This window comes from Streptomyces bikiniensis, assembly GCF_000716625.1.
Taxonomy (GTDB): Bacteria; Actinomycetota; Actinomycetes; order Streptomycetales; family Streptomycetaceae; genus Streptomyces; species Streptomyces bikiniensis.
Genome location: NZ_JNXJ01000015.1, coordinates 347,598 through 372,016 on the forward strand (window position 1 = coordinate 347,598; position 24,419 = coordinate 372,016).

Sequence of the window (24,419 nt, forward strand, 5' to 3'; positions counted from 1 at the left end):
CGGACCGACGGCTCACTCCGGCCAGTCCCCCGTCGCCAGGAAGCTCTCGACAGCGGCGGTGTACGGGGCGATGTCGAGGCCCTGGGCGGCCAGCCAGTCGTCGGAGTAGTACTTGTCGAGGTAGCGGTCGCCGGGGTCGCAGATCAGGGTGACGACGCTGCCGGTGCACCCCTGCCCGACCATCTCGGCCACGATCTTGAAGGCGCTCCACAGGCCGGTGCCGGTGGAGCCGCCCGCCTTGCGGCCGATGGCGGTCTCCAGGGCGCGGACGGCGGCGACGCTCGCCGCGTCGGGCACCTTCATCATCCGGTCGACGGCGCCGGGCACGAAGCTCGGCTCCATGCGGGGGCGGCCGATGCCCTCGATGCGGGAGCCGCAGTCGGCGGTGGCGTGCGGGTCGTGGTGGGTCCAGCCGTCGAAGAAGCAGGAGTTCTCGGGGTCGGCGACGCAGATCCGGGTGTCGTGCTGCATGTAGTGCACGTAGCGGGCGATGGTCGCCGAGGTGCCGCCGGTGCCCGCGGTGGCCACGATCCAGGCCGGTTCCGGGTACCGCTCCAGCCTGAGCTGCTGGTACATCGACTCGGCGATGTTGTTGTTGCCGCGCCAGTCGGTGGCCCGCTCCGCGTAGGTGAACTGGTCCATGTAGTGGCCGCCGGTGCGCTCGGCGAGGGCGGCGGACTCCTCGTACATGGTGCGCGAGTCGTCGACGAAGTGGCAGCGCCCGCCGTGGAATTCGATGAGCCGGCACTTCTCGGGACTGGTCGTGCGGGGCATGACGGCGATGAAGGGGACGCCGATGAGCTTCGCGAAGTACGCCTCGGAGACGGCGGTCGAGCCGCTGGAGGCCTCGATGACGGGCTTGTCCGGGCGGATCCAGCCGTTGCACAGGCCGTACAGGAAGAGGGAGCGGGCGAGCCGGTGCTTGAGGCTGCCGGTGGGGTGGGTGGACTCGTCCTTGAGGTAGAGGTCGATGCCCCAGCGCTCGGGGAGCGGGAAGCGCAGCAGGTGGGTGTCGGCCGAGCGGTTGGCGTCGGCCTGGACCTTGCGGACGGCCTCCTTCAGCCAGGCCCGGTAGGCGGGGTCGCTGCGGTCGACGTCGACGGTCGCCGTGGCGGTGGCGGTGCCTCCGGGAGTGGCCGGCGAACCGCTCCGCGCACTGTGGTCGGTGGTGCTCATCCGCGCTTCTCCTCGATCGCTTCCCCGGGGGCGCTCCCCCAGGTGCTCCACCGCCGACGATACCCCTCCCACCTGGGCAAACGTTCCCTTTGACCTTCCATAGGGAAGACTTGCGGAAGGGTGTGCGAGAGGGCCACTGGTGCGGTCGCGGACGGCCCGGCACACTGGGAGCGGCGGCCCGGGGGAAACGGGCGGGAAGGGGCGGATCGGCATGAGGGAACCCGAGTTCAGCGCCAGGGGCGTGGAGATCAACCGCCGGCTGCGTTCGCTGACGCGCGCGGGCGAGGTGCGGATCGAGGACGGGCGGCTCGCCCTGCTCACCAGTTACGGCAGCGAGATCGACAGCGCGCCGGTGACGGCGGTGCGGGCGGGGCGCCCGTGGTTCGCGGGGCCGGACGAGGCGGTGGCGACCGTGAACGGCACCCGGTACCGGCTGACGCTGCACAAGAACGGCCGGGACGGCGGGGCGGCGGATTCCGGAGGCGCCAGGGGCTCCGGGGACTCCGGGAAGCCGAAGGAGCCGGAGGAGTCGAAGGAGCCGGAGGAGTCGGGGCGCTTCCTCGCCGCGCTCAAGCGGGCGGCGGGCCGGCGCTGACACCGGGGCGCGCGGCGCCCCTCGGACCTGGTACGGCTCGCCGTGAGTTGCGGGACGGCCACCCCTGGCCCACGCTGGAACCAGCTCACCGAGAGTTGACGGGCGGTGACAGTACGTCGTGGCCACCGCCCCGCTGGACCGCATGAGAGATCCGAACCTTCGTCTTCTTCCGGACTACTTCGGGGAGTCGCAGCCGTGATCAGCGAACCGAGCAGGTATTACGCGGTGGAGCTCCAAGCCCTGCCGCAGCGGATCGGACAGGTCCGCAGGATCGTCTCGGCGCATCTGCGCCACTGGCATCTCGACGCCCTGGTCGACCATGCCCTCCTGGGAGTCACCGAACTCCTGACCAACGTCCACCGGCACGCCCGGCCGGACAAGCGGTGCACCGTGGAGGTCGAGCTGCTGCTCGACCGCCTCACGGTCTCCGTCAGGGACCACGACCCGCGCCTGCCCCGGACCGAGGGCCCGTTCGGCGATCCGGCCGACACGCCGGCCGACGGCCTCGCCACCTCCGGCCGGGGCCTCGTCCTGGTCGGCGCGGTCAGCGAGAGCTGGGGCGTCCGGCCGTGCGGGGACGACGGGAAGGTCGTGTGGTTCACCCTCGCGGCGCCGCCCGTGGGCGGCCCCGTCGAGACGCGCGAGGAAGTGGCGTACGGCGCCGCGGCCGGCGGCCCCTTCACCGGGTACGAGCGGGTTCCCGCCGTGCCCCTCGGCACCCCTGCCGAACCGGTCCTGAGCCCCGCCCCCGCGGTGGCGGCCGCCCGCCCGGTCCTGGCGGGCCGGGCGGGCTGAGGCCCGCCGGGCCGGCGGGAGCGCTCAGTCCCCGGCCACGGCCACGAGGGTCAGATAGGCGATGCCGAGGACGCCCCGGTAGCCGTTCAGCCAACCGGAGCGCTGCCGGTCGACGCGCTCGCGCGTCTCGGCGGCGAGCGGGTGGCCGGGGTTCGCGGCGAGCCAGACCTCGGTGTCGTACCGGTAGCCGGACTCGAACTCCTCCCACTCCTCGGCACTCGCCGTCTCGATCCACGCGGGCCGGAACCCGGCCCCGATCGCGAGGTCCACGAGGGCGCCGAGGGAGAGGTGGTCGTCGGCGCGGGCGCCGGGCCACATCCCGGCCAGTTCGGCCCCGGTGGGGGCGCGCTCCCAGAAGCCCTCCCCCAGGACGACGCGGCCGCCGGGCCGGACGAGCCGGCGGAGTTCGCGCAGGGCGGCGGCGGGGTCGTGCGGCAGCCCGGGGTCGCAGAGCGCCTGGCTGGAGCCGAGGCAGAGGACCGCGTCGACGGGACCCCGGTCGGTGCCGAGCGCCGATTCCTCCACGAAGGCCACGCGGCCGGCGAGCCCGCGCTCCTCGGCGAGGGCGCGGCCCCGGGCCAGGTCCTCGGCGTCGATGTCGATCCCGGTCCCCTCGGCCGAGGGGACGGCGTCGAGGAGGCGCAGAAGCAACTCGCCCCAGCCGCATCCGATGTCGAGCACGTCGGCGGGCCCGGCGGCGGCCAGCCGCCCCAGGATGCGGGCGGCGCGGTCCTCGGAGAGCGGACCGTGGAAGGTGAGGCCGCCGAGGCGCGGGGGGAGGGCGGGGTCGGAAGAGGTCATGGGGCGGAACGGTACGCCGTACGGTCGGCCGGGCCCACCGGATTTCGGTCCGGCCCCGGACCCCGGCCTCGGACACGGGCGCGGGCGTGGCTCCGGGTACGGGCGCGGCCCCGGGCGCGAACACCGTACGGGCCCTAGCCTGGGGAGGGTGTACACCACGCGCGTGTCCCGCCACGTCGACGCCCCGCCCCTGGCCGTCTACCGGACGCTCCTCGACCCGGAGGCCGTCGCGCGCTGGCGGGTGCCGTACGGCATGACCTGCCGGGTGCACGAGTTCGACGCGCGCGAGGGAGGCGCCTTCCGGGTCTCGCTGCGGTACGAGGGGGAGGGCGGCGCGGGGAAGTCGGGGCCGCGCACGGACACGTACCACGGCCGCTTCGTGGAGCTCGTACCGGGCGAACGGGTCGTCGAGATCGTCGAGTTCGAGACGGCGGACCCGCTGCTGCACGGCGCCATGACCCTGACGACGACCCTGGTCCCGGACGGCGGCGGCACCGAGGTCCTGGTCGTCCACGAGGGCGTTCCGGACGCGATCCCGGCCGCCGACAACGAGGCCGGCACCCGCATGGCCCTGGACCGGCTCGCGGCGCTGCTCGAAGGGCGTCCGGAGTAGCGGCGCCCGCGCGGCCGGGGCGACTCAGACGGACTCGCGGGAGAGGGCCGTCAGCGGGTCGTCCAGGACCGGCTGCCAGGCCAGCTCGGCGGCGCCCACGAGGCTGTTGTGGTCCAGGGTGCAGGGGAGGATCGGCACGCCGCCGCTGCGACCCCAGAGGCTGCGGTCGGCGACGACCGCGCGGAGGCGCTCGGGGTCGGCGTCGAGGAGTTCGCGGTGGAGGCCGCCGAGGATGATCCGGTCCGGGTTGAGGATGTTCACCAGACCGGCGAGGCCGAGTCCGAGGCGGTCGATCAGCTCTCCGACGGCGACCCGGACGCCGGGGTCGTCCGGGCTGGTGCGCAGCAGGTCGCGGGACTGCTGGAGCAGGGAGACCTCGGGGCCGGGGACGCGGCCGGCGGCCGTGAGGAAGGCGAGCGGGTCGGTCTCGACGTCGAGGCAGCCCCGGCCCCCGCAGTGGCACGGGCGGCCCTCCGGGTTCACCGTCAGGTGGCCGACCTCCAGGGCGAGGCCCGCGCTGCCGGTGTGCAGGCGCCCGTCGAGCACGAGCGCGCCGCCGACGCCCCGGTGGCCGGTGGCCACGCAGAGCAGGTCCCGGGCGCCGCGCCCCGCGCCGTGGCGGTGCTCGGCGAGGGCGGCGAGGTTCACGTCGTTGCCGGTGAAGGCGGGGCCCTCGATGCCCGCTTCCCGTACGCGCTCGGCGAAGATCTGGCGGACCTGCGCACCGGCGGGCCAGGCGAGGTGCAGCGGGTTGAGGGCGGTGCCCTCGGGTTCGGCGACCGCGGAGGGCACGGCGAGGCCGGCGCCGACGCAGCGGCGGCCGCTCTCCGCGAGGAGGGCCGCTCCGGCGTCGACCACGGCCCCGAGGACCTGGGCGGGGTCGGCGGAGACGACCACGCTGCCGGGGGCCGTGGCGACGATCGTGCCGCCGAGGCCGACGAGCGCGGCCCGGAAGCCGTCCGGGTGGACCTGTGCGGCGAGGGCGACGGGGCCCTTCTCGTCGACGGCGAGCCGGTGCGAGGGGCGGCCCTGGGAGCCGGCCGCGGCGCCCGGGTTGGAGTCGACCCTGATGAGGCCGAGGGCCTCCAGCTCGGCGGCGACGGCCCCGGCGGTGGCGCGGGTGACGCCGAGTTCGGCGGTGAGGACGGCCCGGGTCGGCGCCCTGCCGGTGTGCACCAGCTCAAGGGCGGGGCCGAGCGCGCTGCGCCCCCTGTCCAGCCGTGTCCGGGTCGTCGTCGCCTTGCCGTTCATGGGGGCGAGTCTCCCATGATCGGACGGCGCTCCCGACCTCGCGGCCGGTTGATTCCCCTGCCCCTCGCCCCTATCCTGACTTTGTGCCGCTACTAAACAAAGTACGGACGGCCGCCTCGGGGGGCTCCGGCGGAGACACCGCCGCCCGCTCCCTGTCCCGCCTCCGCTCCGCCCTGACCCTCTTCTTCGCCCTCGACGGCTTCCTGTTCGCCGGCTGGGTGGTCCGCATCCCCGCCGTCAAGGAGCAGACCGGCGCCTCCGCCGGGGACCTCGGCCTGGCGCTCCTCGGGGTGTCGGCGGGCGCCGTGGTGACCATGACGCTGACCGGGCGCCTCTGCCGCCGGTACGGCTCCCACGCCGTCACCGTCGCCACCGCCGTACTCCTCTCGCTCTCCGTCGCCCTGCCCGCGCTCGCCCGCTCCCCGCTCGCCCTCGGCCTCGTCCTGCTCGTCTTCGGCGCCGCGTACGGCGGCATCAACGTCGCCATGAACAGCGCCGCCGTGGACGTCGTGACCGCGCTGCGGCGCCCCGTGATGCCGGGTTTCCACGCCGCGTTCAGCCTCGGCGGCATGCTGGGGGCCGGGCTCGGCGGGCTGCTCGCCGGCAGCCTCTCCCCCACCGCCCACCTCCTCGGCCTCACGCTCGCCGGCCTGGCCCTGACGGGCGCCGCCGGACCCGTGCTCCTGCGCCACCCCTCCCCCGCCCCGCCCGAGGTCCGGCCGGCGCGGTCCGCCGGGACCGACGCCCCCGGCGCGCGGCCGGGCGGCTCGCGCCGCGCGGTCCTCGTCTTCGGCACGATCGCGCTCTGCACGGCGTACGGCGAGGGCGCGCTCGCCGACTGGGGCGCCCTCCACCTCACCCAGGACCTGCACGCGCACCCCGGGGCGGCCGCCGCCGGATACTCGGTCTTCGCCCTGACGATGACCGTAGGCCGGCTCTCCGGCACCGCGCTGCTCGAACGCCTCGGCCAGACCAGGACCCTGGTCGCGGGCGGCGCGACCGCCGCCGCGGGCATGCTGCTCGGCGCGCTCGCGCCGACCGTCTGGGCCGCGCTCCTCGGCTTCGCCGTGACCGGCCTCGGCCTCGCCAACGTCTTCCCCGTCGCGGTGGCCCGCGCGGGCGCGCTCGCCGGCCCCGCCGGGGTGGCGACCGCGTCCACGCTCGGATACGGCGGGATGCTGCTGGGCCCGCCCTCGATCGGGTTCCTCGCCGACTGGTTCTCCCTGCCGGCCGCGCTCACCACGGTCGCGGTGCTCGCCGCCGGGGCGGCGGTGATGGGGTACCTGGCCCGGGACGCCGGGGAGGCCCGGACGGCCTGAGCGGCCGCTCCGGCACGACGAGGCGCGGAAGCCCCGGCGGAGCAGGTCCTCGTCGCCCCCGGGCGGGGCGTCCCTCACCGCAGGCCTGGCGGGCGTCCCTCACCGCAGGCCGGGCGGGGCGTCCCTCACCGCAGGGACGCGAGCGTGAAGTGCCGTACGCGGAGGGGCTCGACGAGGTACTCCTCCTCGCCCGGCAGGACGACGGGCCGGTCGCGCCAGTACTCGCCCGCGTACTCGACCAGCGCCCGCTCGTCGCGCCAGCGGCTGACGTACAGCAGCGCGTCGGGCGGTGCGAGCAGCACCTCGTGGTCCACGAGGCCCGGATGCCGGTCGGGGAACTCGCGCACCGCGGAGACGATCATGTCGTGGAACGCCTCGAAACGGTCAGGACGTACACGTGCCTCACTCACCCTGATGATCACGCCGTCAGGGTGTCACGCGCGCGGGCGCTTCAGGAATCCCGGTCCAGCATCCGGGTCAGGACCTCGCGCTGGAGGGGCTTCGCCCCGGCGTGGCGGTCGAGGCCCTTCCCGGTGAGCCTCACCTGGACGCCGCGCCGGTCCTCGGGGCACATGCCCCGGACGACCAGGCCGTCCTTCTCCAGACGGGCGACGAGCCGGGACAGCGCGCTCTGGCTGAGGTGGACGCGGCCGGCGAGTTCCTGGAAGCGCCAGGACGCCGGGCCGTCCTCGGACGCGCCCTCGGCGAGGACGTCGAGGACTTCGAAGTCGCTGGCTCCGAGTCCGTGCGGCTGGAGGGCCCGGTCGAGCTCACAGGTCGTACGGGCGTGCAGGGCGAGGACGTCACGCCACTCCTCCACGAGCGCGCGTTCGGACTTGTTCGCTGCCATGGGCGCACGTTAGCAGAGACGACCCCTTTTGTTGCATGAGAATTAAATGCACTTGCATTCAATGCATGTGCATGTACTGTCTCCGTCCATGACCTCTCCGCTCACCGACGTGCCCGAGTCCGCGCAGGAACGCTGGAGTCCGCGCCTCTGGGGCACCCTGCTCGTGCTCTGCGCCGCGATGTTCCTCGACGCCCTCGACGTCTCCATGGTCGGCGTCGCCCTGCCCTCGATCGCGGCCGACCTCGACCTGTCCACCGCCACCCTCCAGTGGATCGTGAGCGGCTACATCCTCGGCTACGGAGGGCTGCTGCTCCTCGGCGGCCGCGCCGCCGACCTGCTCGGCAGGCGCCGGGTCTTCCTGATCGCGCTCGCCGTCTTCGCGGTCGCCTCGCTGTTCGGCGGGCTCGTCGACTCCGGGCCGCTCCTCATCGCCAGCCGGTTCGTCAAGGGGCTCAGCGCCGCCTTCACCGCCCCCGCCGGCCTGTCGATCATCACGACCACCTTCAAGGAGGGTCCGCAGCGCAACCGGGCCCTGTCCATCTACACCACCTGCGCCGCCACCGGCTTCTCCATGGGCCTCGTCCTGTCCGGGCTGCTCACGGAGCTGAGCTGGCGGTGGACCATGCTGCTCCCCGCCCCCGTCGCCCTGATCGCCCTCGTCTTCGCGCTGCGCCTCATCCCGCACAGCGCCCGCGACGGCTCCTCCGGCGGCTACGACCTGCCGGGCGCCGTCACCGGCACGGCCGCGATGCTGCTGCTCGTCTTCACCGTGGTCGAGGCCCCCGAGGCGGGCTGGGCCTCCGCCCGCACCCTGCTGTCCTTCCTGGCGGCCGCCGCCCTGCTCGTCGCCTTCGTCCTGATCGAACGGCGCAGCCCGAGCCCCCTCGTACGGCTCGGGGTGCTGCGCTCCGGCTCGCAGGTCCGGGCCCAGCTCGGCGCGGCGGCGTTCTTCGGCTCGTACGTGGCCTTCCAGTTCATCGTGACCCAGTACATGCAGTCGCTGCTCGGCTGGTCCGCGCTCCAGACGGCGCTCGCCTTCCTCCCGGCCGGCGTGCTGGTGGCCCTCTCGTCCACGAAGATCGGCGGGATCGTGGACCGGTTCGGCACGCCCCGGGTGATCGCGACCGGCTTCACCCTGCTCGTCGTCGGGTACGCGCTCTTCCTGCGGATCTCGCTCGTCCCCCAGTACGCGGCCGTCGTCCTGCCGTCGATGCTGCTCATCGGCGCGGCCTGCGCCCTGGTCTTCCCCTCGCTCAACATCCAGGCCACCAACGGCGTGGACGACCGCGAGCAGGGCATGGTCTCGGGCCTGCTCAACACCTCGATCCAGGTCGGCGGCGCGTTCTTCCTGGCCGTGACCACCGCCGTCATCACCGCGGGCGACGCACACGGCGGCGGCGCCTCCCCGCAGCAGGTCCTGGACGGCTTCCGGCCCGGCCTGGCCGTGGTCGCGGCCATCGCCCTCGCCGGCCTCCTCATCACCCTGCCGGGGCTGCGGAGGCCGCGGGGCGCGGCGGTCGGGTCGGTCGTGGTCGCGCGGTCCTCGGACACCGACGCGGCGGCCTTCGAGCCGGTGGCCTCCGACGCGCCGACCTCCAGCCCTGCGGCTGGGACCTCCCCGGCGAAGGCAGTCCTCCGCGACTGACCGCCGGGGGTACGGGGGGACGCGCGGCCGTCCGGCGCTTCGGCGACCGGGCGGCCTCGCGGTGTCGGCCGGACCGGTCCCGCGCGGACGCCGGCCCGGCGGGGCGATGCGGCCGGACGGGTTCAGCCGCGCGGGAGCAGGCCCACGTCCTGGCCCAGGCGGCGGGCGGCGGCGGCGAAGAAGGTGTCGCGGTCCTCGACGACGCGGTGGAACTGCCCGAAGACCTCGAAGGAGACGAGGCCGAAGAGCTGCGACCAGGCGGCGACGAGCGCGACGGCGAGGGCCGGGGGAAGGTCCGGGGCGATGTCGGCGGCGATCCGACCGGCCTCGGGGCGCAGGGCGTCCGGGAGCGGGGGGAGGGCGACGCCCTCACCGGCATGGGCCAGGCGGACGATCCCGATGAGGGCGAGGCCGACACGGGCGGCGGGGGCGACCGTGTCCCGGGGGGCGGTGTAGCCGGGGACCGGGGAGCCGTAGATCAGGGCGTACTCGTGGGGGTGGGCGACCGCCCAGGCGCGGACCGCGCGGCAGACGGCGGTCCAGCGGTCCAGCGGCCGCTGCCCTGCGGAGTCGGCGGCGGCCCGCTCGGCGGCGGCGCCGACTGCGTCGTAGGCGTCGACGATCAGGGCGGTGAGGAGGTCGTCGCGGCTCGGGAAGTAGCGGTAGAGCGCGGAGGACACCATGCCCAGCTCGCGGGCGACGGCCCGCAGGGACAGCTTGGCGGCGCCCTCCGCCGCGAGCTGGGCGCGGGCCTCGTCCTTGATGGCGGCGGTGATCTCGATGCGGGCGCGGGCGCGGGCTCCTCGAACGGTCGTCATGGAGAGCAGTGTGCCACTTTCGGAGCACCGAAACGAAAGGAGATCACCGAACTTAAATGAGAGCACCGCTCTTGATTGCGAGCACCGAACCGTGCACACTGATCTCAAGAGAGAGCAGCGCTCACGTTTCGCTCATCGGCAGAAGTGCCCGGCAGAAGCCCTCAGGAGGCAGCCATGTCCGCCCAGCCCGCCGACCCCACCGGTTCCTCCCCCTCCCCCGCCGCCCACGTCATGAGGCCCGGCTGGTTCACCGTGAACGTCCTCAACCGCCTGGTCGCCTGGACGACCCGCCGCGGCATCAGTGTCTGGGGCTCCCGGGTGCTCGCCGTCCGGGGGCGCAAGAGCGGCGAGTGGCGCCGCACCCCCGTCAACCTCCTGACGGTGGACGGCGCCCAGTACCTCGTGGCCCCCCGCGGCCACGTCCAGTGGACCCGCAACATGCGGGCCGCCGGGGGCGGGCAGCTGCACCTCGGCCGGCACGTGCAGGAGTTCACCGCCGTCGAGGTCGCCGACGACGCCAAGCCCGCGCTGCTCCGTGCCTACCTCAAGCGCTGGAAGGCCGAGGTCGGCATCTTCTTCGACGGGGTCGGCCCGGACTCCTCCGACGCCGAGCTGCGCGCCGTCGCGCCGAAGCACCCCGTCTTCCGCATCACGACGACGGGCTCCGCCGCCCCGGCCGCGTGAGCGGACCGGGACGGCGGAGCCCGTACGGGTCGGCGGTGGTTCCGGCGGTCGCGCCGGACCGCCGCACGAGGGGAGGGTCAGGCGCCCGTCCCTGCGCCCTCCGACCCGTTCGCACCCTCCGACCCCTTCGCGTCTTCCGACCCCTTCGCGCCTTCCGTGCCTTCCGTGTCCTCCGCTCCCCTCGAGCCCGCCGTGTCGCGCTCCTTCGCCGTGACGCCCCGGCCCGCCGGGCCGACGCCGGACGAGGTGTCCATCCGCTTGTCCAGGAGTTCGAGGGCGCGCCGGGCCAGACCGTTCGAGCGGACCATGCCGCCGAGGGTGGCCGAGCCCCGGGTGATGTCGGCGAAGGCGTTCCAGGCCGGCCGCAGGCCCGTGAGCGTGGCGTGCAGCAGCCCCGGGCGCCGCTCGAAGACCGCGAGCATCCGCCGTCCTACCGCCATCTCCACGCCGAGGCCCGCCTTGACGGCGAAGGCGTAGTTCAGGGCCTGGCGGCGCGCGTCGACCGCGTCGTTCGCCTCGGCGACCCGTACCGCCCACTCGCCCGCGAGGCGGCCCGAGCGCAGCGCGTACGAGATGCCCTCGCGCGTCCACGGCTCCAGGAGGCCGGCCGCGTCGCCGCAGACCAGGACCCGGCCGCGGGAGAGCGGCGAGTCGTCGGTGCGGCAGCGGGTCAGATGGCCGGAGGAGATCGAGGGCTCGAAGCCGGCCAGGCCGAGCCGGGCGACGAAGTCCTCCAGGTACCGCTTGGTGGCGGCCCCCTCGCCGCGCGCCGAGATGACGCCGACGGTCAGCGTGTCGCCCTTGGGGAACACCCACCCGTAACTGCCGGGCATCGGGCCCCAGTCGATGAGGACGCGTCCCTTCCAGTCCTCGGCCACGGACTGCGGCACGGGGATCTCCGCCTCCAGGCCCAGGTCGACCTGGCCCATCTTCACCCCGACGTGAGCGCCTATCCGGCTGGCGCTGCCGTCGGCGCCGACGACCGCGCGCGCCAGGATCGTTTCGCCGTCGGCCAGGACCACGGCGGCGGTCCGCCGGTCCGGGACCGCCGGACCGTGCTGCTCCACCCGGATCACCGTGGCGCCGGTTCGCAGTTCGGCGCCCGCCTTCTGCGCGTGCTCGACGAGCTGCGCGTCGAACTCGGGGCGGTTGATGAGCCCGAAGAGCATCCGGCGCGAGCGGCGGGTGCGGGCGAAGCGTCCTTCGAGGGAGAAGGTGACGGCGTGCACCCGGTCCTGGAGGGGCAGTTCGAAGCCCGGCGGGAGCGCGTCGCGGGAGGGGCCGATGATGCCGCCGCCGCAGGTCTTGTACCGGGGCAGCTCGGACTTCTCCAGGAGGAGCACCCGGCGCCCGGCCACCGCCGCCGCGTAGGCCGCGGACGCGCCGGCCGGTCCGGCGCCGACGACCACGACGTCCCAGACGTCCGCCGCGCCGTCCGCGGCGTCGCGGACGGCCTCGTCCTCCACTCCCCCGTCCTCCACCGTGCCGGGGTCGTCGTCCCTCGCCGCCTCCGCACCGGTGCCCTCAGGAGCCGCGCCCTCGGGCTCGGTGTTCTCCGGACCGGCGTTCCCTGCGTGCTCGCTGCTCACGATGTGCTTCTGCTCCTGATCCGACCGGGGGTCTGCTCCTGACGCATCCTACGGCGCGGTAGCCGGAGCCCCGGCCGTAGGATCGACGGTGCGTTCGCCGCGCCACGACACGCGACGACGCCGTTCACACCGTCGTAACGTCGCACCCACCAGGAGCGTGCCCATGACCGCGAATCCGATCGCCGAGACCGTACGGTCCCTGATGCCCCGCGCCAGGACGGAGCTCACGGAACTGGTGGCCTTCGAGTCGGTGGCGGACGAGAACGTGGCCCCGCGCAGCGAGTGCGAGGCGGCGGCGAACTGGGTCGCGGACGCGCTGCGCGCCGAGGACTTCCAGGACGTGGCGCTGCTCGACACCCCGGACGGCTCGCAGGCCGTGTACGGCGTGCTGCCCGGCCCGGCCGGTGCGCCGACCGTCCTCCTCTACGCGCACTACGACGTGCAGCCGAAGCTGGACGAGTCCGCGTGGCTCTCCCCGCCGTTCGAGCTGACCGAGCGCGACGGGCGCTGGTACGGGCGCGGCACGGCCGACTGCAAGGGCGGGGTGATCCTGCACCTGCTCGCGCTGCGCGCCCTGAAGGCGAACGGCGGCGTCCCGGTGACGGTCAAGGTGATCGTCGAGGGCTCGGAGGAGCAGGGCACCGGCGGTCTGGAGCGGTACGCCGAGGAGCACCCCGAGCTGCTGGCCGCCGACGCCATCGTGATCGGCGACGCGGGCAACTTCCGGGTGGGCCTGCCGACGGTGACCGCGACCCTGCGGGGCATGACGATGATCCGGGTGCGGATCGACACCCTGGAGGGCAACCTGCACTCCGGCCAGTTCGGCGGCGCCGCCCCGGACGCGCTCGCCGCGCTGATCCGCGTGCTCGACTCGCTGCGCGGCCCGGACGGTTCGACCGTCATCGACGGCCTGCCGGGCGACAAGGTCTGGGAAGGCCTCCAGTACCCCGAGGAGAACTTCCGCCAGGACGCCAAGGTGCTGCCGGGCGTGGACCTGCCGGGCGGCGGCACGGTCGCGGACCGCATCTGGGCGCGTCCCGCCGTCACCGTCGTCGGCATCGACTGCCACCCGGTGGCCGGCGCCACCCCGTCCATCCCGAAGACGGCCCGCGCGCAGATCAGCCTGCGGGTGCCGCCGGGCCAGGACGCGGCGGAGGCGACCAAGCTGCTCTTCGCGCACATCGAGAACCACACGCCGTGGAACGCGCGGGTGACCATGGAGCAGGTCGGCCAGGGCCAGGCCTTCCAGGCGGACACGTCGAGCCCGGCGTACGCCTCGATGGCCGAGGCGATGGAGGTCGCGTACCCCGGTCAGGAGATGCAGACGGCCGGTCTGGGCGGCTCGATCCCGCTGTGCAGCACGCTGGCCTCGCTGTACCCGGAGGCGGAGATCCTGCTGATCGGCCTGAGCGAGCCGGAGGCGCAGATCCACGCGCCCAACGAGTCCGTGTCCCCGGAGGAGCTGGAGCGCCTGTCGGTGGCCGAGGCCCACTTCCTCGTGAACTACGCGCGCTCGAAGCAGGTCTGACGGAACGTCGGTCTCCGGTCGGGGTCCCGGTCGGTTCCCGGTCGGGTTCAGCGTTCGGCGAAGCTCGCCGAGAGCGTAGAACCGGGCGGCGGGCCTGCGCGGACGCGTAGGTTCGCCGCATGGAATCCATCGCAGTGACTCCGCGGCTGTACCTGCTCGACCACTCCATCGGTCAGTCCTACCTCTGGCGGGACGAGGAGGAACTGACCCTGATCGACGCGGGCTGGGCGGGTACGGCGGACGCGACGGCGGCGGCCGTACGGGCGGCCGGCCTGGACCCGGACCGGTTGCGCCGCATCGTGCTGACCCACTGCCACCGCGACCACGTGGGCGCGGCCCAGGAGCTCGCGGACCGCCACGGGGCCGAGATCGTGGCGCACCGCCTGGACGCGCCGGTGGTCCGGGGCGAGGCCCCGGTCCCCGAACCCGACCTCCTGGACTGGGAGCTCCCGCTGTACGAGCACGGTCTGACCGTGCCGGAGGCGCCGCCGACCCGGGTGGACCGCGAGGTCGAGGACGGCGAGGAGCTCGGCTTCGGCGACGGGGCCGTGGTGGTCCACACCCCCGGTCACACCCCGGGTTCGATGGCCGTGCACCTCCCGCGCCACGGCGTGCTGTTCACCGGGGACACGGTGGCCTCGGTCCAGGACGTCACCTTCGGGGTCTTCCACGTCGACCGCGCCCTCGCCCTGGAGTCGATGCGGAGGCTGGCGGAGCTCGACCCGTCGGTGCTGTGCTGCGGTCACGGCGCGCCGGTCGTCACGGACACGGCGGCCCGGCTGAGGGCGGCGACGGAGGCCGGAGCGGCCCTGGCCTGAGCGGGCCCGGCCTGAGCGGACCTGACCCGGACGGCCCTGGCCTGAGCGGCCCCGGCCCGTGCGAACCCGGGCCGGGGCCGCTCCGACCGGTCGGGGTCACCCCACCGGGATCCCGGCCTCCAGGTTGAGCACCGTGCCGCGCTCCCGTGCGCGCAGGGCCCAGCGCAGGCGCCGGTAGCGGACGGGCGGCAGCAGCTCGGCGGCCTCCTCCTCGGTGACGAAGCGCCAGCCGCGCAGTTCGGCGCCGGGCAGGCTCAGCCGCCCGGCGTCGGCGGCGCGGAGGGTGCCGCCGTCGAAGAGGAGGCGCAGCCCCCCGTACTTCGGGGGCTCGGGGCGCTCCCAGTCCACGAGCAGCAGCCGGGGCACGGCGTCCAGCGCGAGGCCGATCTCCTCGGCCACCTCCCTCATCCCGGCGCGGGCCGGGGGCTCGCCGGGCTCGACGACGCCGCCGGGGAACTCCCAGCCGGGCTTGTAGGTGGGGTCCACGAGCAGGAAGCGGTCCTGTTCGTCGAAGAGCAGCACGCCGGCGGCGACGGTCTCGCCGGTCGGCTCGGGCGTCTGGACGATCCCGCAGGGGGCGACGAGCCCCGTCCGTATCGCGTCGGCGACGGCTCCGGCGGTCTCGGCCGCGGTGAGCGCGGAGTTGTCCACGGTGTGCGCGTCGGCGGCGAGCCAGCGGCCGAGGGCGGCGCGGTACGGGTCCACGTGGGCGTGGCACCACTTCCGGACGCGGGCGTCGGCCTCGGGATCGCCGTACTCCTCCCGGGTGTCGATCCGCTGACGCAGGATCGTTTCCTCAGGGGTGAGCAGGATGTGGCGCACCTCGATGCGGCGGGCGGCGAGTCCGCCGAAGATCTCGTCCCGGTACTCCTGGCGGAGCAGGGTCATGGGGACGACCAGGACGCCGCCGACCTCGGCAAGTAGGGCAGCGGCGGTGTCGACCACGAGTCGCCGCCAGATCGGCAGGTCCTGGTAGTCCCCGACCTCGGCGAGCCGCTCGGCCGGAACGAGCCGGCGCACCGCGTCACCGGTGGCCTCGGGATCGTACAGGGTGCTGCGCGGGATCAGATCGACCAGTTCACGCGCGGTGCTGGACTTTCCCGCGCCGAACGCCCCGTTGATCCAGACGATCACGTCTTCCCCCTCTTCGGTAGCCCCCTGTGGCTTGCCCGCAACACCCTGCCACGGAAACCACGATCGTATGGATCGGCGGCGGGACCGGCATGTGCGTGACGCTTCCGGGAAACCGTCGTTGAGAACGGCAAGCACGAGGGGTGTGGAAATGAGTCGTACGGTTCTCGAACGTTTTCCGGCCGGCGGTCCCCGGGGCAGCTGGCCCGCCGAGGAGTTCGCCGGCGCGCGGCGCGACGAGGGGGTGCCGGCCCGGGTCGTGATGGACCTGGAGTCCGACGCGTTCCTGGTGGTCGTGGAGCAGAGACCGCCGGACCGGAGGAAGGCCGAGGGCAGGCTGGTCGGGCAGCGGACGGCCGAGCGGGCACGGGAGTAGGCGGTACGGGAAGAGGGGGAGCCGCGGCGCGGCTCCCCCTCCGTCGTACGCCGTGTCCACGGCCGTAGAAGGCCCTCAGGAACCGCTGGCCGCACCCGCGTTCGCGCCCGCGTACGCCCCTTCTCCCCGGGCGTACGCGGCGGCCGCCGCCGCGCCGAGGAGACCGGCGTCGGTGCCCGTGACGGCCGGGACGACCGTCAGGTCCCGTACGAAGGAGAGCGTGGCGTAGCCGCGGAGGCTGCGCCGGAGCGGGGCGAAGAGGACCTCGCCGGCGCCCGCCACCCCGCCGCCGACGACCGCGATGTCGATTTCGACCAGGGTCGCCGTGGCGGCGATGCCCGCGGCGAGCGCCTGGGCCGCGCGCTCGAACGAGGCGGCGGCCACCGGGTCCCCGGCGCGCGCGGCGGCGGCCACCGCGGCGGCGGAGGCGTCGCCGTCGGGCCCCGGCCGCCAGCCGTTCTCCAGGGCGCGGCGGGCCAGGTGCGGGCCGCTGGCGAGGCGTTCGACGCAGCCCCGTCCGCCGCACGCGCAGGGCTCGCCGTCCAGGTCGACCGTGATGTGTCCGATGTGACCGGCGTTGCCGGTGGGGCCCGGGTGGAGGCGCCCGCCGAGGACGAGACCGCCGCCGACGCCCGTGGAGACCACGAGGCAGAGGGCGTTGTCGTGGCCGCGGGCGGCTCCGAGCCAGTGCTCGGCGGCCGTCATGGCGACGCCGTCGCCGACGAGGGTGACCGGTCGGCCGCCGGCGGCCCGCCGGACCCGTTCGACCAGCGGGTAGTCGCGCCAGCCGGGGACGTTGACGGGGCTGACGGTCCCCCGGGCCGCGTCGACCGGACCCGCGCTGCCGATGCCGACGGCGTCGGCGGCCTCCCACAGCGGGGAGGCGGCGAGGTCGCCGAGGACGCCCTCGACCGCCGCCATCACCGTCTCGCCGTCCTCACGCGCGGGCGTGGGCCGCCGGGACCGGACGCGGACGCGCCCCTCGCCGTCGACCAGGGCACCGGCGATCTTGGTGCCCCCGATGTCGAGGGCGGCGACGAGGCCCGTGGCGAGGTCGGTACACATGGACGGGGAGCCTCCAGGGGGCGGCCGGGGACGGTACGGCGTTCCTCATCCTCTCACGCGCTATGACAACGTTGTCCAGGTCCTATGCTCGTGCGGAGTCCGAAAGACGGCCCGGCCACGGCGGGGTCCCGACACGACGGAGGAACCGCAGACCGTGGCCGACACCGACCACCGCCCCGAGCACCGCTACGGCAACCGGCCCACGATGAAGGACGTCGCCGCCAAGGCGGGCGTGGGCCTGAAGACGGTGTCCCGGGTGGTGAACGGCGAGCCGGGCGTCACCGCCGACACCGAGCGGCGGGTCCAGGAGGCCATCGAGGTCCTCGGCTTCCGCCGCAACGACAGCGCGCGGGTCCTGCGCAAGGGCAGGACCGCGACCGTCGGCCTGGTCCTCGAGGACCTCGCCGACCCCTTCTACGGTCCGCTGAGCCGGGCGGTCGAGGAGGTCGCGCGGGCGCACGGGGCCCTCCTGATCAACGGGTCGAGCGCCGAGGACCCCGACCGGGAGCAGGAGTTGGCGCTCGCGCTGTGCGCACGCCGGGTGGACGGCCTCATCGTCATCCCGGCCGGCGACGACCACCGGTATCTGGAGCCCGAGATCAGGGCGGGCGTCGCCACGGTGTTCGTGGACCGCCCCGCCGGGCGGATCGACGCCGACGCGGTCCTCTCCGACAGCTTCGGCGGCGCGCGCGAGGGCACGGCCCATCTGATCGCGCACGGCCACCGCCGGATCGGCTTCATCGGCGACCGCCCGCACATCCACACGGCGGCCGAGCGGCTGCGCGGCTACCGCGCGGCGATGGAGGACGCGGGTCTTCCGGTCCGTGAGGAGTGGGTCTCGCCGGGACCAACCGGCCCGGAGCGGGTGGACGCGGCGGTACGGGGGATGCTGACTGCGCCGGAGCCGGTGACGGCCTTGTTCGCGGGGAACAACCGGGTCACCGTCACGGTCGTCCGGGCGCTCGCCGCGCAGCCCCGGCCGATCGCCCTGGTCGGCTTCGACGACATCGAACTGGCCGACCTGCTGGGCATCACGGTCGTCGCCCAGGACGCCGCCGCCCTCGGCAGGACGGCGGCGGAGCGGTTGTTCCGGCGCCTGGACGGGGCCGACGGGGCGCCGGAGCGGGTGGTGCTCGGCACGACGCTCCTGGCCCGGGGTTCGGGCGAGATCGCGCCGCCGGCCGCCTGACGTCCTCCGCCGGCGGCCGGCCGGTCCTTCCCTGCGGTTACTCGGCCGAGGCCGTGAGGTCGCCCCGGCGCGGGGCCGCGAAGCGGTCGAGGTCCGCGCGGGTCAGACCGGTGAGGGCGTCGACCTCGGCGGTGTCGAGGGCGCCGCAGTCGATGCCGCGCAGCAGGTAGGAGCTGAGCGCCTTGGCGGTGGCGGGCTCGTCCATGACGTCGCCGCCCGCGTGGTTGGCGTAGGCGGAGAGGCGCTTGGCGGCGGTCTCGAAGCCCTCGCGGTAGAAGGCGAAGACGGCGGCGTAGCGGGTGGGGATGTGGCCGGGGTGCATGTCCCAGCCCTGGTAGTAGGCGCGGGCGAGGGCGCGGCGGGTGAGGCCGTAGTGCAGGCGCCAGGCCTCGTGGACGTGCGCGGTGGAGCCGACCGGCAGGACGTTGGTGGAGCCGTCGGAGACGCGGACGCCGGTGCCGGCGGCGGCGACCTGCATGATCGCCTTGGCGTGGTCGGCGGCCGGGTGGTCGCTGGCCTGGTAGGCGGCGGAGACGCCGAGACAGGCGCTGTAGTCGAAGGTGCCGTAGTGCAGTCCGGTGGCGCGGCCCTCGGCGGCGCCGATCATGCGGGCGACGGCGGCGGTGCCGTCGGCGGCGAGGATGGCCTGGCTGGTCTCGATCTGGATCTCGAAGCCGAGGCGGCCGGCGTCGAGGCCGTGGGCCTTCTCGAAGGCCTCCAGAAGGCGCACGAAGGCGGTGACCTGCTCGGGGTAGGTGACCTTGGGGAGGGTGAGGACGAGTCCTTCCGGGAGGCCGCCGTGCTCCAGGAGGCCGGTGAGGAAGACGTCGGTGGTGCGGATGCCCCGGTCGCGTACGGCGGCCTCCATGCACTTCATCCGGATGCCGGTGTACGGGGCGGCCGTGCCCTTCGCGTACGCCTCGGAGACCAGGCGGGCGGCGCGGGCGGCGTCCCGGTCCTCGTCGTCGCCGCCGTAGCCGTCCTCGAAGTCGACCCGGAGGTCCTCGATCGGCTCGCGCTCCAGCTTGGCCCGCACGCGGCCGTACACGTCCTCGGCGAGGTCGTCGGGGAGGCCGAGGACGGCGGCGAAGGAGGCGGCGTCGGGGGCGTGTTCGTCGAGGGCGGCGAGGGCCTGGTCGCCCCAGGAGCGGACGGTGCCGGCGTCGAAGAGGTTGCCGGGGACGTAGACGGTGTGGACGGGCTGGCGGGTGCCGGGGTCTCCCGGGTAGCGGCGGTCCAGCTCGGCGTCCACGGCGGCGAGGGAGGCGCTGATGCCCTCGCTGACCGCGCCCGCGAGGCTCGTCGACACCTTCTCCTGCTGTCCCATCCCACTACCCTCCTGTTTTCCGCTGCACGGAATCAACAATCCGTATGGCGAAGTTAACGGGCGGTCGGAGCTGAGTCAATGGGTGTCCGAAACGGCCGGGGGCCGCACGGTGAGAGTTCACCGTGCGGCCCCCGGTCCGACAGAACCGCAGGTCAGCCCTTGCGGGTCTTGACCTCTTCGGTCAGCTGCGGGACGACCTCGAAGAGGTCGCCCACCACGCCGTAGTCGACGAGCTCGAAGATCGGCGCCTCGGCGTCCTTGTTGATCGCGACGATCGTCTTCGAGGTCTGCATGCCCGCGCGGTGCTGGATCGCGCCGGAGATGCCGGAGGCGATGTACAGCTGCGGCGAGACCGACTTGCCGGTCTGGCCGACCTGGTTGGCGTGCGGGTACCAGCCGGCGTCCACCGCGGCGCGCGAGGCGCCGACGGCCGCGCCGAGCGAGTCGGCGAGGGCCTCGATGATCGCGAAGTTCTCGGCGCCGTTGACGCCGCGGCCGCCGGAGACCACGATCGCGGCCTCGGTCAGCTCCGGGCGGCCGGTCGACTCGCGCGGGGTGCGCGAGGTGACCTTGGTGCCGGTGGCCAGGGCGCCGAAGGAGACCGACAGGGCCTCCACCGTGCCGGCGGCCGGGGCGGCCTCGACGGGAGCCGAGTTCGGCTTGACCGTGATGACCGGGGTGCCCTTGGAGACGCGAGACTTGGTGGTGAAGGAGGCGGCGAACACGGACTGCGTCGCCACCGGGCCCTCGTCACCGGCCTCCAGGTCCACGGCGTCGGTGATGACGCCGGAGCCGATGCGGACCGCGAGGCGGGCCGCGATCTCCTTGGCCTCGGCCGAGGACGGCACGAGCACGGCGGCCAGGGAGCCCCCGGCGGACACAGCTTCGTAGGCGGCCTGGAGGGCGTCGACCTTGGGGACGACGAGGTACTCGGCGAACTCGGGCGCGTCGGCGGTCAGGACCTTGACCGCGCCGTGCTCGGCGAGGGCCGGGGCGGTGTCGGCGGCGCCGTTGCCGAGGGCGACGGCGACCGGGTCGCCGAGGCGGCGGGCGAGCGTCAGCAGCTCCAGGGTGGGCTTGCGGACGGCTCCGTCGACGTGGTCGACGTAGACGAGGATCTCAGCCATGGGGATTCAATCTCCTGCGAAGGTGAGGGGAGGTCTGAGCGGCTCGCGCGAGGTCCCGGAAAGGGGTTCCGGCCCGCGCGGCTGAAGCCTTAGATGAACTTCTGGCTCGCGAGGAACTCGGCGAGCTGCTTGCCGCCCTCGCCCTCGTCCTTGACGATCGTGCCGGCCGTGCGGGCCGGACGCTCGGTGGCGGAGTCGACCGCGGTCCACGCGCCCTCCAGGCCGACCTCCTCGGCCTCCAGGTCGAGGTCGGAGAGGTCCAGGGACTCCACCGGCTTCTTCTTGGCGGCCATGATGCCCTTGAAGGACGGGTAGCGCGCCTCGCCCGACTGGTCGGTCACGGAGACGACGGCCGGCAGGGCGGCCTCCAGCTGCTCGGAGGCGGCGTCGCCGTCGCGGCGGCCCTTCACGACGCCGTCCTCGATGGAGACCTCGGAGAGCAGCGTGACCTGCGGGACGCCCAGGCGCTCGGCCAGGATCGCGGGCAGCACGCCCATGACGCCGTCGGTGGAGGCCATGCCGGCGATGACCACGTCGTAGCCGGTCTTCTCGATCGCCTTGGCGAGCACCAGCGAGGTGCCCATGACGTCGGTGCCGTGCAGGTCGTCGTCCTCGACGTGGACGGCCTTGTCGGCGCCCATCGACAGCGCCTTGCGCAGCGCGTCCTTGGCGTCCTCCGGGCCGACCGTGAGCACGGTGACCTCGGCGTCGTCCGCCTCCTCGGCGATCTGCAGCGCCTGCTCGACCGCGTACTCGTCGAGCTCCGACAGCAGGCCGTCGACGTCGTCGCGGTCCACCGTCAGGTCATCGGCGAAGTGCCGGTCGCCGGTGGCGTCGGGCACGTACTTCACACAGACAACGATCCTCAAGCTCACGCCGGCTCTCCTACTGCATCGTCATAACTGGGCTGCCTTGTTGCTCGCAGCATAGGCGCCTGAAGGGCGGGTTTCCGGTCGGGGCGCCGGACGCCCCGACCAAAATATTACTCGCCAGTACACCCAGTTCGTTACCGCTGAGCAAGCGCTCAGCCGTGTGACCTTGCCAACGCGCGGAGAGCGGCGCGCGCGGGAACCCTCAGTCGCGCAGCGCGTTGAAGCGTCCGTGGTGGTAGAGCAGCGGCCGGCCCGCCCCGTCCGGGTCTCCCGCGACCGCCTCCGCGATCACGATCCGGTGGTCCCCGGCGGGCACCCGGGCCACGACGCGGCACACCAGCCAGGCGAGGACGTCGTCGAGGACGGGCACCCCCTCGGGGCCGACCCTCCAGCGGGTCCCCTCGCCGAAGCGGTCGGCACCGCTGCGCGCGAAGGTGGCGGCCAGGTCCTGCTGGTGCTCGCCGAGTATGTGCACGCCGATGAACCCGGCCTCGGAGACCACCGGCCAGGAGGAGGACGTGGTGCCCACGCCGAAGGAGATCAGGGGCGGTTCGGCGGCGACGGAGTTCAGCGAGGTCGCGGTGAAGCCCACGGGGCGCTCGCCGTGCGCGGTGACGACCGCGACGCCGGCCGCGTGCCGGCGGAAGACGGAGCGGAGCAAATCGGGAGAGGCCTGCCGGGGCGCGCCGATCGTGGGAACGGTGCGGAGCTCGGGCGAAACCGTCATGGAATTGTCCTTCTGCGAGGGCGGCATGGAGGAGTCCTGGGGTGGGTCAGACGCCCGGACAGCGCGCGCTCGCGTTGCGGGCCAGGTCCACGTGGGCCCGGCCGTAGAGAAGGAGTTCCAGAGTCACTCCGTCAGGGTGACGATCGGTGGCGGTTGCAGTCAAGTGCGTACCGCGATGCGGGAGGAGCGTCACCGCGCGCCCACGGGGAGGAAGTGCCATCGCGTCAGACCGCCCGGCCCAGGGCCGCGATGACGTCCGCCCTGCGGGGCTGTCCGGCGGCCCGGCGGACGACGCGGCCCGTCCGGTCGAGGACGAGCACGGTGGGGGTGCGCGCGATGCCGAGCTCGCGCACGAGGTCGAGCCGTTCCTCGGCGTCGATCTCGACGTGCCCCACGCCGGGCACCATCGCGGCGACCTCGGCGAGGGTGCGGCGGGTGGCCCGGCAGGGCTGGCAGAAGGCGGTCGAGAACTGGACGAGGGTGGCCCGCTCCCCCAGTTCGGCACCGAGCGTCTCCGCTCCCAGGACCTCGCTCATCCCTCTCCGCTCCTCTTCCGTCTCCGCGCGCCCGTTCCCCGCGTCCTGGGATACAGCGTCGCAGGGCGGGTATCCGATTCCCGTTCCGGCCACCGCGAGTGACGAGAATCTCCCCGCTCGGCGGCGCTCAGGCTGGTCACAGCGTCCCCCATGGGGCACGATCTGCCCAAAGCCGAAAACCTACGGCCGCGTAACTTCGCCGGGAGAACCCTCCCCGGACAAGCAGGAAGAAGGGGTTCCTCTCCGATGGCAGAACTCGTCTATCGGCCGGTCGTCGGCGCCGCTCTGACCATGTTCAAGGCGCTGGACCTGAAGATCGACACACAGGGTTCGGAGCACATCCCGCGGACCGGCGGGGCCGTCCTGGTCAGCAACCACATCAGCTACCTGGACTTCATCTTCACCGGTCTCGCCGCGCTGCCGCAGAAGCGCCTGGTGCGCTTCATGGCGAAGGACTCGGTCTTCCGGCACAAGATCTCCGGCCCGCTCATGCGCGGCATGAAGCACATCCCGGTGGACCGCTCGCAGGGCGAGCACGCCTACAAGCACGCCCTGGAGTCGCTGCGGTCCGGGGAGATCGTCGGCGTCTTCCCCGAGGCGACCATCTCCCAGTCCTTCACGCTCAAGGGCTTCAAGACGGGCGCGGCGCGCCTCGCGCAGGAGGCGGGCGTCCCGCTGGTCCCGATGGCGCTGTGGGGCACCCAGCGGATCTGGACGAAGGGCCGGCCGCGGAACTTCAAGCGGAACCACATCCCGGTGACGATCCGCGTCGGAGAGGCCGTGGAGGCCCCCGCCGACCAGTATGCGGGGGCCATCACCCGGCGGCTGCGCGAGCGCGTCCAGGAGCTCCTGGAGGCCGCGCAGCGCGCCTACCCGGTCCGCCCCAAGGACGCGGGCGACACCTGGTGGGTGCCCACGCACCTGGGGGGTACGGCTCCGACGCCGGCCCAGGTCAAGGAAGCCTGACCGGCTCCGGCCCGGTCGGCTCCAGCCCGGCGGGCAGGGTCCGCTCCAGGTGCGGCCGGTCGCGGGCCGCCCTCAGGGCCGCCAGGACGGCCGGGTGGGGCTCGGCGTGGAGCAGCGGGTAGTCCACCTCGCCGAGTTCCGGCCGTACGGACCGGGCGAGCCGTTCCGCCCCCAGGGAGAACCGGGCGTCGACGCCCGGCCCGTTGCCCCTCGGGTCCTGGCGGGCCCAGGTCCGCTCCCCCGGCAGCAGGACGGCGGTGAGGCCGTGCACCACGGGGTGGGACCCGTCGTCGTCGGTGAGGCGCTGGTAGCAGAGGGCGGCCGGGATGCCCCGGGCCCGCAGGAGCGCCGCGTACGCGACGGTCTTGGCGTAGCAGATGCCGGTGCGCATCTCCAGGACGTCGGAGGCGCGCCAGGTGACGCGGGGGTCGCCGGAGTCCATGGAGTGGGGGATCTCGTCGCGTACGTACGCGAAGGCCGCTTCGGCGTATGCGTATGCGCCGGGGTGTTCGGCGGAGAGGCCGTCCGCCACCCTCCGCACGGTCGGGTGCTCGTGGTCGACGGTCTCGCTCGCGGCCAAGTAGGCGTTGACGTCGGGGTCCTGCTGGATGAGTTCCATGC

At 74.0% G+C, this 24,419-nt stretch carries 26 protein-coding genes; 11 read left to right on the forward strand and 15 right to left on the reverse strand.

Annotation, left to right across the window (positions count from 1 at the left end):
- Positions 1-12: 12 nt before the first annotated feature.
- A complete protein-coding gene (gene cds1 / locus OO47_RS14670) occupies positions 13-1,176 on the reverse strand; it encodes an L-cysteine desulfhydrase Cds1 (RefSeq protein ID WP_030213958.1) in 1,164 nt (387 codons plus the stop codon).
- A 211-nt stretch (positions 1,177-1,387) separates the two neighbouring features.
- Here cds1 and OO47_RS14675 point away from each other — a divergent pair, with 211 nt between their 5' ends.
- Positions 1,388-1,771 (forward strand): hypothetical protein, encoded by a 384-nt coding sequence (locus OO47_RS14675; RefSeq protein ID WP_033209070.1) that lies wholly within the window; start codon positions 1,388-1,390, stop codon positions 1,769-1,771.
- A gap of 195 nt (positions 1,772-1,966) precedes the next feature.
- On the forward strand, positions 1,967-2,566 hold the full coding sequence (locus OO47_RS14680; protein WP_078489655.1) for an ATP-binding protein: 600 nt from the start codon (positions 1,967-1,969) through the stop codon (positions 2,564-2,566).
- Between the two features lie 24 nt (positions 2,567-2,590).
- Here OO47_RS14680 and OO47_RS14685 read toward each other — a convergent pair whose 3' ends face one another.
- Entirely contained in the window at positions 2,591-3,367 is a 777-nt protein-coding gene (locus OO47_RS14685) for an SAM-dependent methyltransferase (RefSeq protein ID WP_030213966.1), read from the reverse strand.
- Positions 3,368-3,515: 148 nt separating this feature from the next.
- On the opposite strand from OO47_RS14685, the gene OO47_RS14690 reads away from it, so the two are divergent.
- Positions 3,516-3,980, forward strand: a complete 465-nt coding sequence (locus tag OO47_RS14690) for an SRPBCC family protein (RefSeq protein WP_030213968.1) — start codon at positions 3,516-3,518, stop codon at positions 3,978-3,980.
- Positions 3,981-4,004: 24 nt separating this feature from the next.
- Here OO47_RS14690 and OO47_RS14695 read toward each other — a convergent pair whose 3' ends face one another.
- The gene (locus tag OO47_RS14695) at positions 4,005-5,231 is read right to left on the reverse strand and encodes an ROK family protein (RefSeq protein ID WP_030213971.1); all 1,227 of its coding nucleotides are present in this window, start codon (positions 5,229-5,231) and stop codon (positions 4,005-4,007) included.
- 83 nt (positions 5,232-5,314) lie between these two features.
- On the opposite strand from OO47_RS14695, the gene OO47_RS14700 reads away from it, so the two are divergent.
- The gene (locus OO47_RS14700; RefSeq protein WP_030213974.1) at positions 5,315-6,550 is read left to right on the forward strand and encodes an MFS transporter; all 1,236 of its coding nucleotides are present in this window, start codon (positions 5,315-5,317) and stop codon (positions 6,548-6,550) included.
- 125 nt (positions 6,551-6,675) lie between these two features.
- Here the strand turns inward: OO47_RS14700 and OO47_RS14705 are convergent, their stop codons facing one another.
- Positions 6,676-6,912 carry a hypothetical protein gene (locus OO47_RS14705; RefSeq protein WP_234323174.1) on the reverse strand — a complete coding sequence of 79 codons (237 nt, stop codon included), beginning with the start codon at positions 6,910-6,912 and terminating at the stop codon, positions 6,676-6,678.
- Positions 6,913-7,001: 89 nt separating this feature from the next.
- On the reverse strand, positions 7,002-7,400 hold the full coding sequence (locus tag OO47_RS14710) for a MarR family winged helix-turn-helix transcriptional regulator (protein ID WP_030213980.1): 399 nt from the start codon (positions 7,398-7,400) through the stop codon (positions 7,002-7,004).
- An 88-nt stretch (positions 7,401-7,488) separates the two neighbouring features.
- Between OO47_RS14710 and OO47_RS14715 the strand changes: the two genes are divergently transcribed.
- A complete protein-coding gene (locus OO47_RS14715; protein WP_051716013.1) occupies positions 7,489-9,045 on the forward strand; it encodes an MFS transporter in 1,557 nt (518 codons plus the stop codon).
- A gap of 122 nt (positions 9,046-9,167) precedes the next feature.
- On the opposite strand, the gene OO47_RS14720 is transcribed toward OO47_RS14715, so the two are convergent.
- The gene (locus OO47_RS14720) at positions 9,168-9,863 is read right to left on the reverse strand and encodes a TetR/AcrR family transcriptional regulator (protein ID WP_030213986.1); all 696 of its coding nucleotides are present in this window, start codon (positions 9,861-9,863) and stop codon (positions 9,168-9,170) included.
- 174 nt (positions 9,864-10,037) lie between these two features.
- Between OO47_RS14720 and OO47_RS14725 the strand changes: the two genes are divergently transcribed.
- Positions 10,038-10,547 carry a nitroreductase family deazaflavin-dependent oxidoreductase gene (locus tag OO47_RS14725; RefSeq protein WP_051716015.1) on the forward strand — a complete coding sequence of 170 codons (510 nt, stop codon included), beginning with the start codon at positions 10,038-10,040 and terminating at the stop codon, positions 10,545-10,547.
- 77 nt (positions 10,548-10,624) lie between these two features.
- On the opposite strand, the gene OO47_RS14730 is transcribed toward OO47_RS14725, so the two are convergent.
- The gene (locus OO47_RS14730; protein ID WP_234323191.1) at positions 10,625-12,028 is read right to left on the reverse strand and encodes a geranylgeranyl reductase family protein; all 1,404 of its coding nucleotides are present in this window, start codon (positions 12,026-12,028) and stop codon (positions 10,625-10,627) included.
- A 271-nt stretch (positions 12,029-12,299) separates the two neighbouring features.
- On the opposite strand from OO47_RS14730, the gene OO47_RS14735 reads away from it, so the two are divergent.
- The gene (locus tag OO47_RS14735) at positions 12,300-13,664 is read left to right on the forward strand and encodes a dipeptidase (RefSeq protein WP_030214002.1); all 1,365 of its coding nucleotides are present in this window, start codon (positions 12,300-12,302) and stop codon (positions 13,662-13,664) included.
- Positions 13,665-13,783: 119 nt separating this feature from the next.
- Positions 13,784-14,482 (forward strand): MBL fold metallo-hydrolase, encoded by a 699-nt coding sequence (locus OO47_RS14740; RefSeq protein WP_030214005.1) that lies wholly within the window; start codon positions 13,784-13,786, stop codon positions 14,480-14,482.
- A gap of 96 nt (positions 14,483-14,578) precedes the next feature.
- Here OO47_RS14740 and OO47_RS14745 read toward each other — a convergent pair whose 3' ends face one another.
- Positions 14,579-15,616: an NUDIX hydrolase gene (locus OO47_RS14745; RefSeq protein ID WP_030214007.1), complete on the reverse strand. Its 1,038-nt coding sequence runs from the start codon at positions 15,614-15,616 to the stop codon at positions 14,579-14,581.
- Between the two features lie 148 nt (positions 15,617-15,764).
- On the opposite strand from OO47_RS14745, the gene OO47_RS14750 reads away from it, so the two are divergent.
- Positions 15,765-15,989 carry a hypothetical protein gene (locus tag OO47_RS14750; RefSeq protein WP_033209075.1) on the forward strand — a complete coding sequence of 75 codons (225 nt, stop codon included), beginning with the start codon at positions 15,765-15,767 and terminating at the stop codon, positions 15,987-15,989.
- A gap of 75 nt (positions 15,990-16,064) precedes the next feature.
- Here the strand turns inward: OO47_RS14750 and OO47_RS14755 are convergent, their stop codons facing one another.
- Positions 16,065-17,054 (reverse strand): ROK family protein, encoded by a 990-nt coding sequence (locus OO47_RS14755; RefSeq protein WP_030214009.1) that lies wholly within the window; start codon positions 17,052-17,054, stop codon positions 16,065-16,067.
- Positions 17,055-17,259: 205 nt separating this feature from the next.
- On the opposite strand from OO47_RS14755, the gene OO47_RS14760 reads away from it, so the two are divergent.
- Positions 17,260-18,243 (forward strand): LacI family DNA-binding transcriptional regulator, encoded by a 984-nt coding sequence (locus tag OO47_RS14760; protein ID WP_407696305.1) that lies wholly within the window; start codon positions 17,260-17,262, stop codon positions 18,241-18,243.
- A gap of 37 nt (positions 18,244-18,280) precedes the next feature.
- On the opposite strand, the gene OO47_RS14765 is transcribed toward OO47_RS14760, so the two are convergent.
- From OO47_RS14765 to OO47_RS14785, 5 genes are all read right to left on the reverse strand, one after another.
- Positions 18,281-19,570, reverse strand: coding sequence for a DUF6986 family protein (locus OO47_RS14765; RefSeq protein WP_030214014.1), 1,290 nt, complete (start codon positions 19,568-19,570; stop codon positions 18,281-18,283).
- A 152-nt stretch (positions 19,571-19,722) separates the two neighbouring features.
- Positions 19,723-20,697 (reverse strand): electron transfer flavoprotein subunit alpha/FixB family protein, encoded by a 975-nt coding sequence (locus tag OO47_RS14770; protein ID WP_030214017.1) that lies wholly within the window; start codon positions 20,695-20,697, stop codon positions 19,723-19,725.
- An 89-nt stretch (positions 20,698-20,786) separates the two neighbouring features.
- Positions 20,787-21,572: an electron transfer flavoprotein subunit beta/FixA family protein gene (locus OO47_RS14775; protein ID WP_030214020.1), complete on the reverse strand. Its 786-nt coding sequence runs from the start codon at positions 21,570-21,572 to the stop codon at positions 20,787-20,789.
- Positions 21,573-21,771: 199 nt separating this feature from the next.
- The gene (locus OO47_RS14780; RefSeq protein WP_030214022.1) at positions 21,772-22,296 is read right to left on the reverse strand and encodes a flavin reductase family protein; all 525 of its coding nucleotides are present in this window, start codon (positions 22,294-22,296) and stop codon (positions 21,772-21,774) included.
- 224 nt (positions 22,297-22,520) lie between these two features.
- Positions 22,521-22,832, reverse strand: coding sequence for a TlpA family protein disulfide reductase (locus OO47_RS14785; RefSeq protein ID WP_030214025.1), 312 nt, complete (start codon positions 22,830-22,832; stop codon positions 22,521-22,523).
- Between the two features lie 246 nt (positions 22,833-23,078).
- On the opposite strand from OO47_RS14785, the gene OO47_RS14790 reads away from it, so the two are divergent.
- The gene (locus OO47_RS14790; RefSeq protein ID WP_030214028.1) at positions 23,079-23,798 is read left to right on the forward strand and encodes a lysophospholipid acyltransferase family protein; all 720 of its coding nucleotides are present in this window, start codon (positions 23,079-23,081) and stop codon (positions 23,796-23,798) included.
- Here OO47_RS14790 and OO47_RS14795 read toward each other — a convergent pair.
- Positions 23,785-24,417 (reverse strand): transglutaminase-like domain-containing protein, encoded by a 633-nt coding sequence (locus tag OO47_RS14795; RefSeq protein ID WP_051716018.1) that lies wholly within the window; start codon positions 24,415-24,417, stop codon positions 23,785-23,787. The genes OO47_RS14790 and OO47_RS14795 overlap by 14 nt on opposite strands.
- Positions 24,418-24,419: the final 2 nt, after the last annotated feature.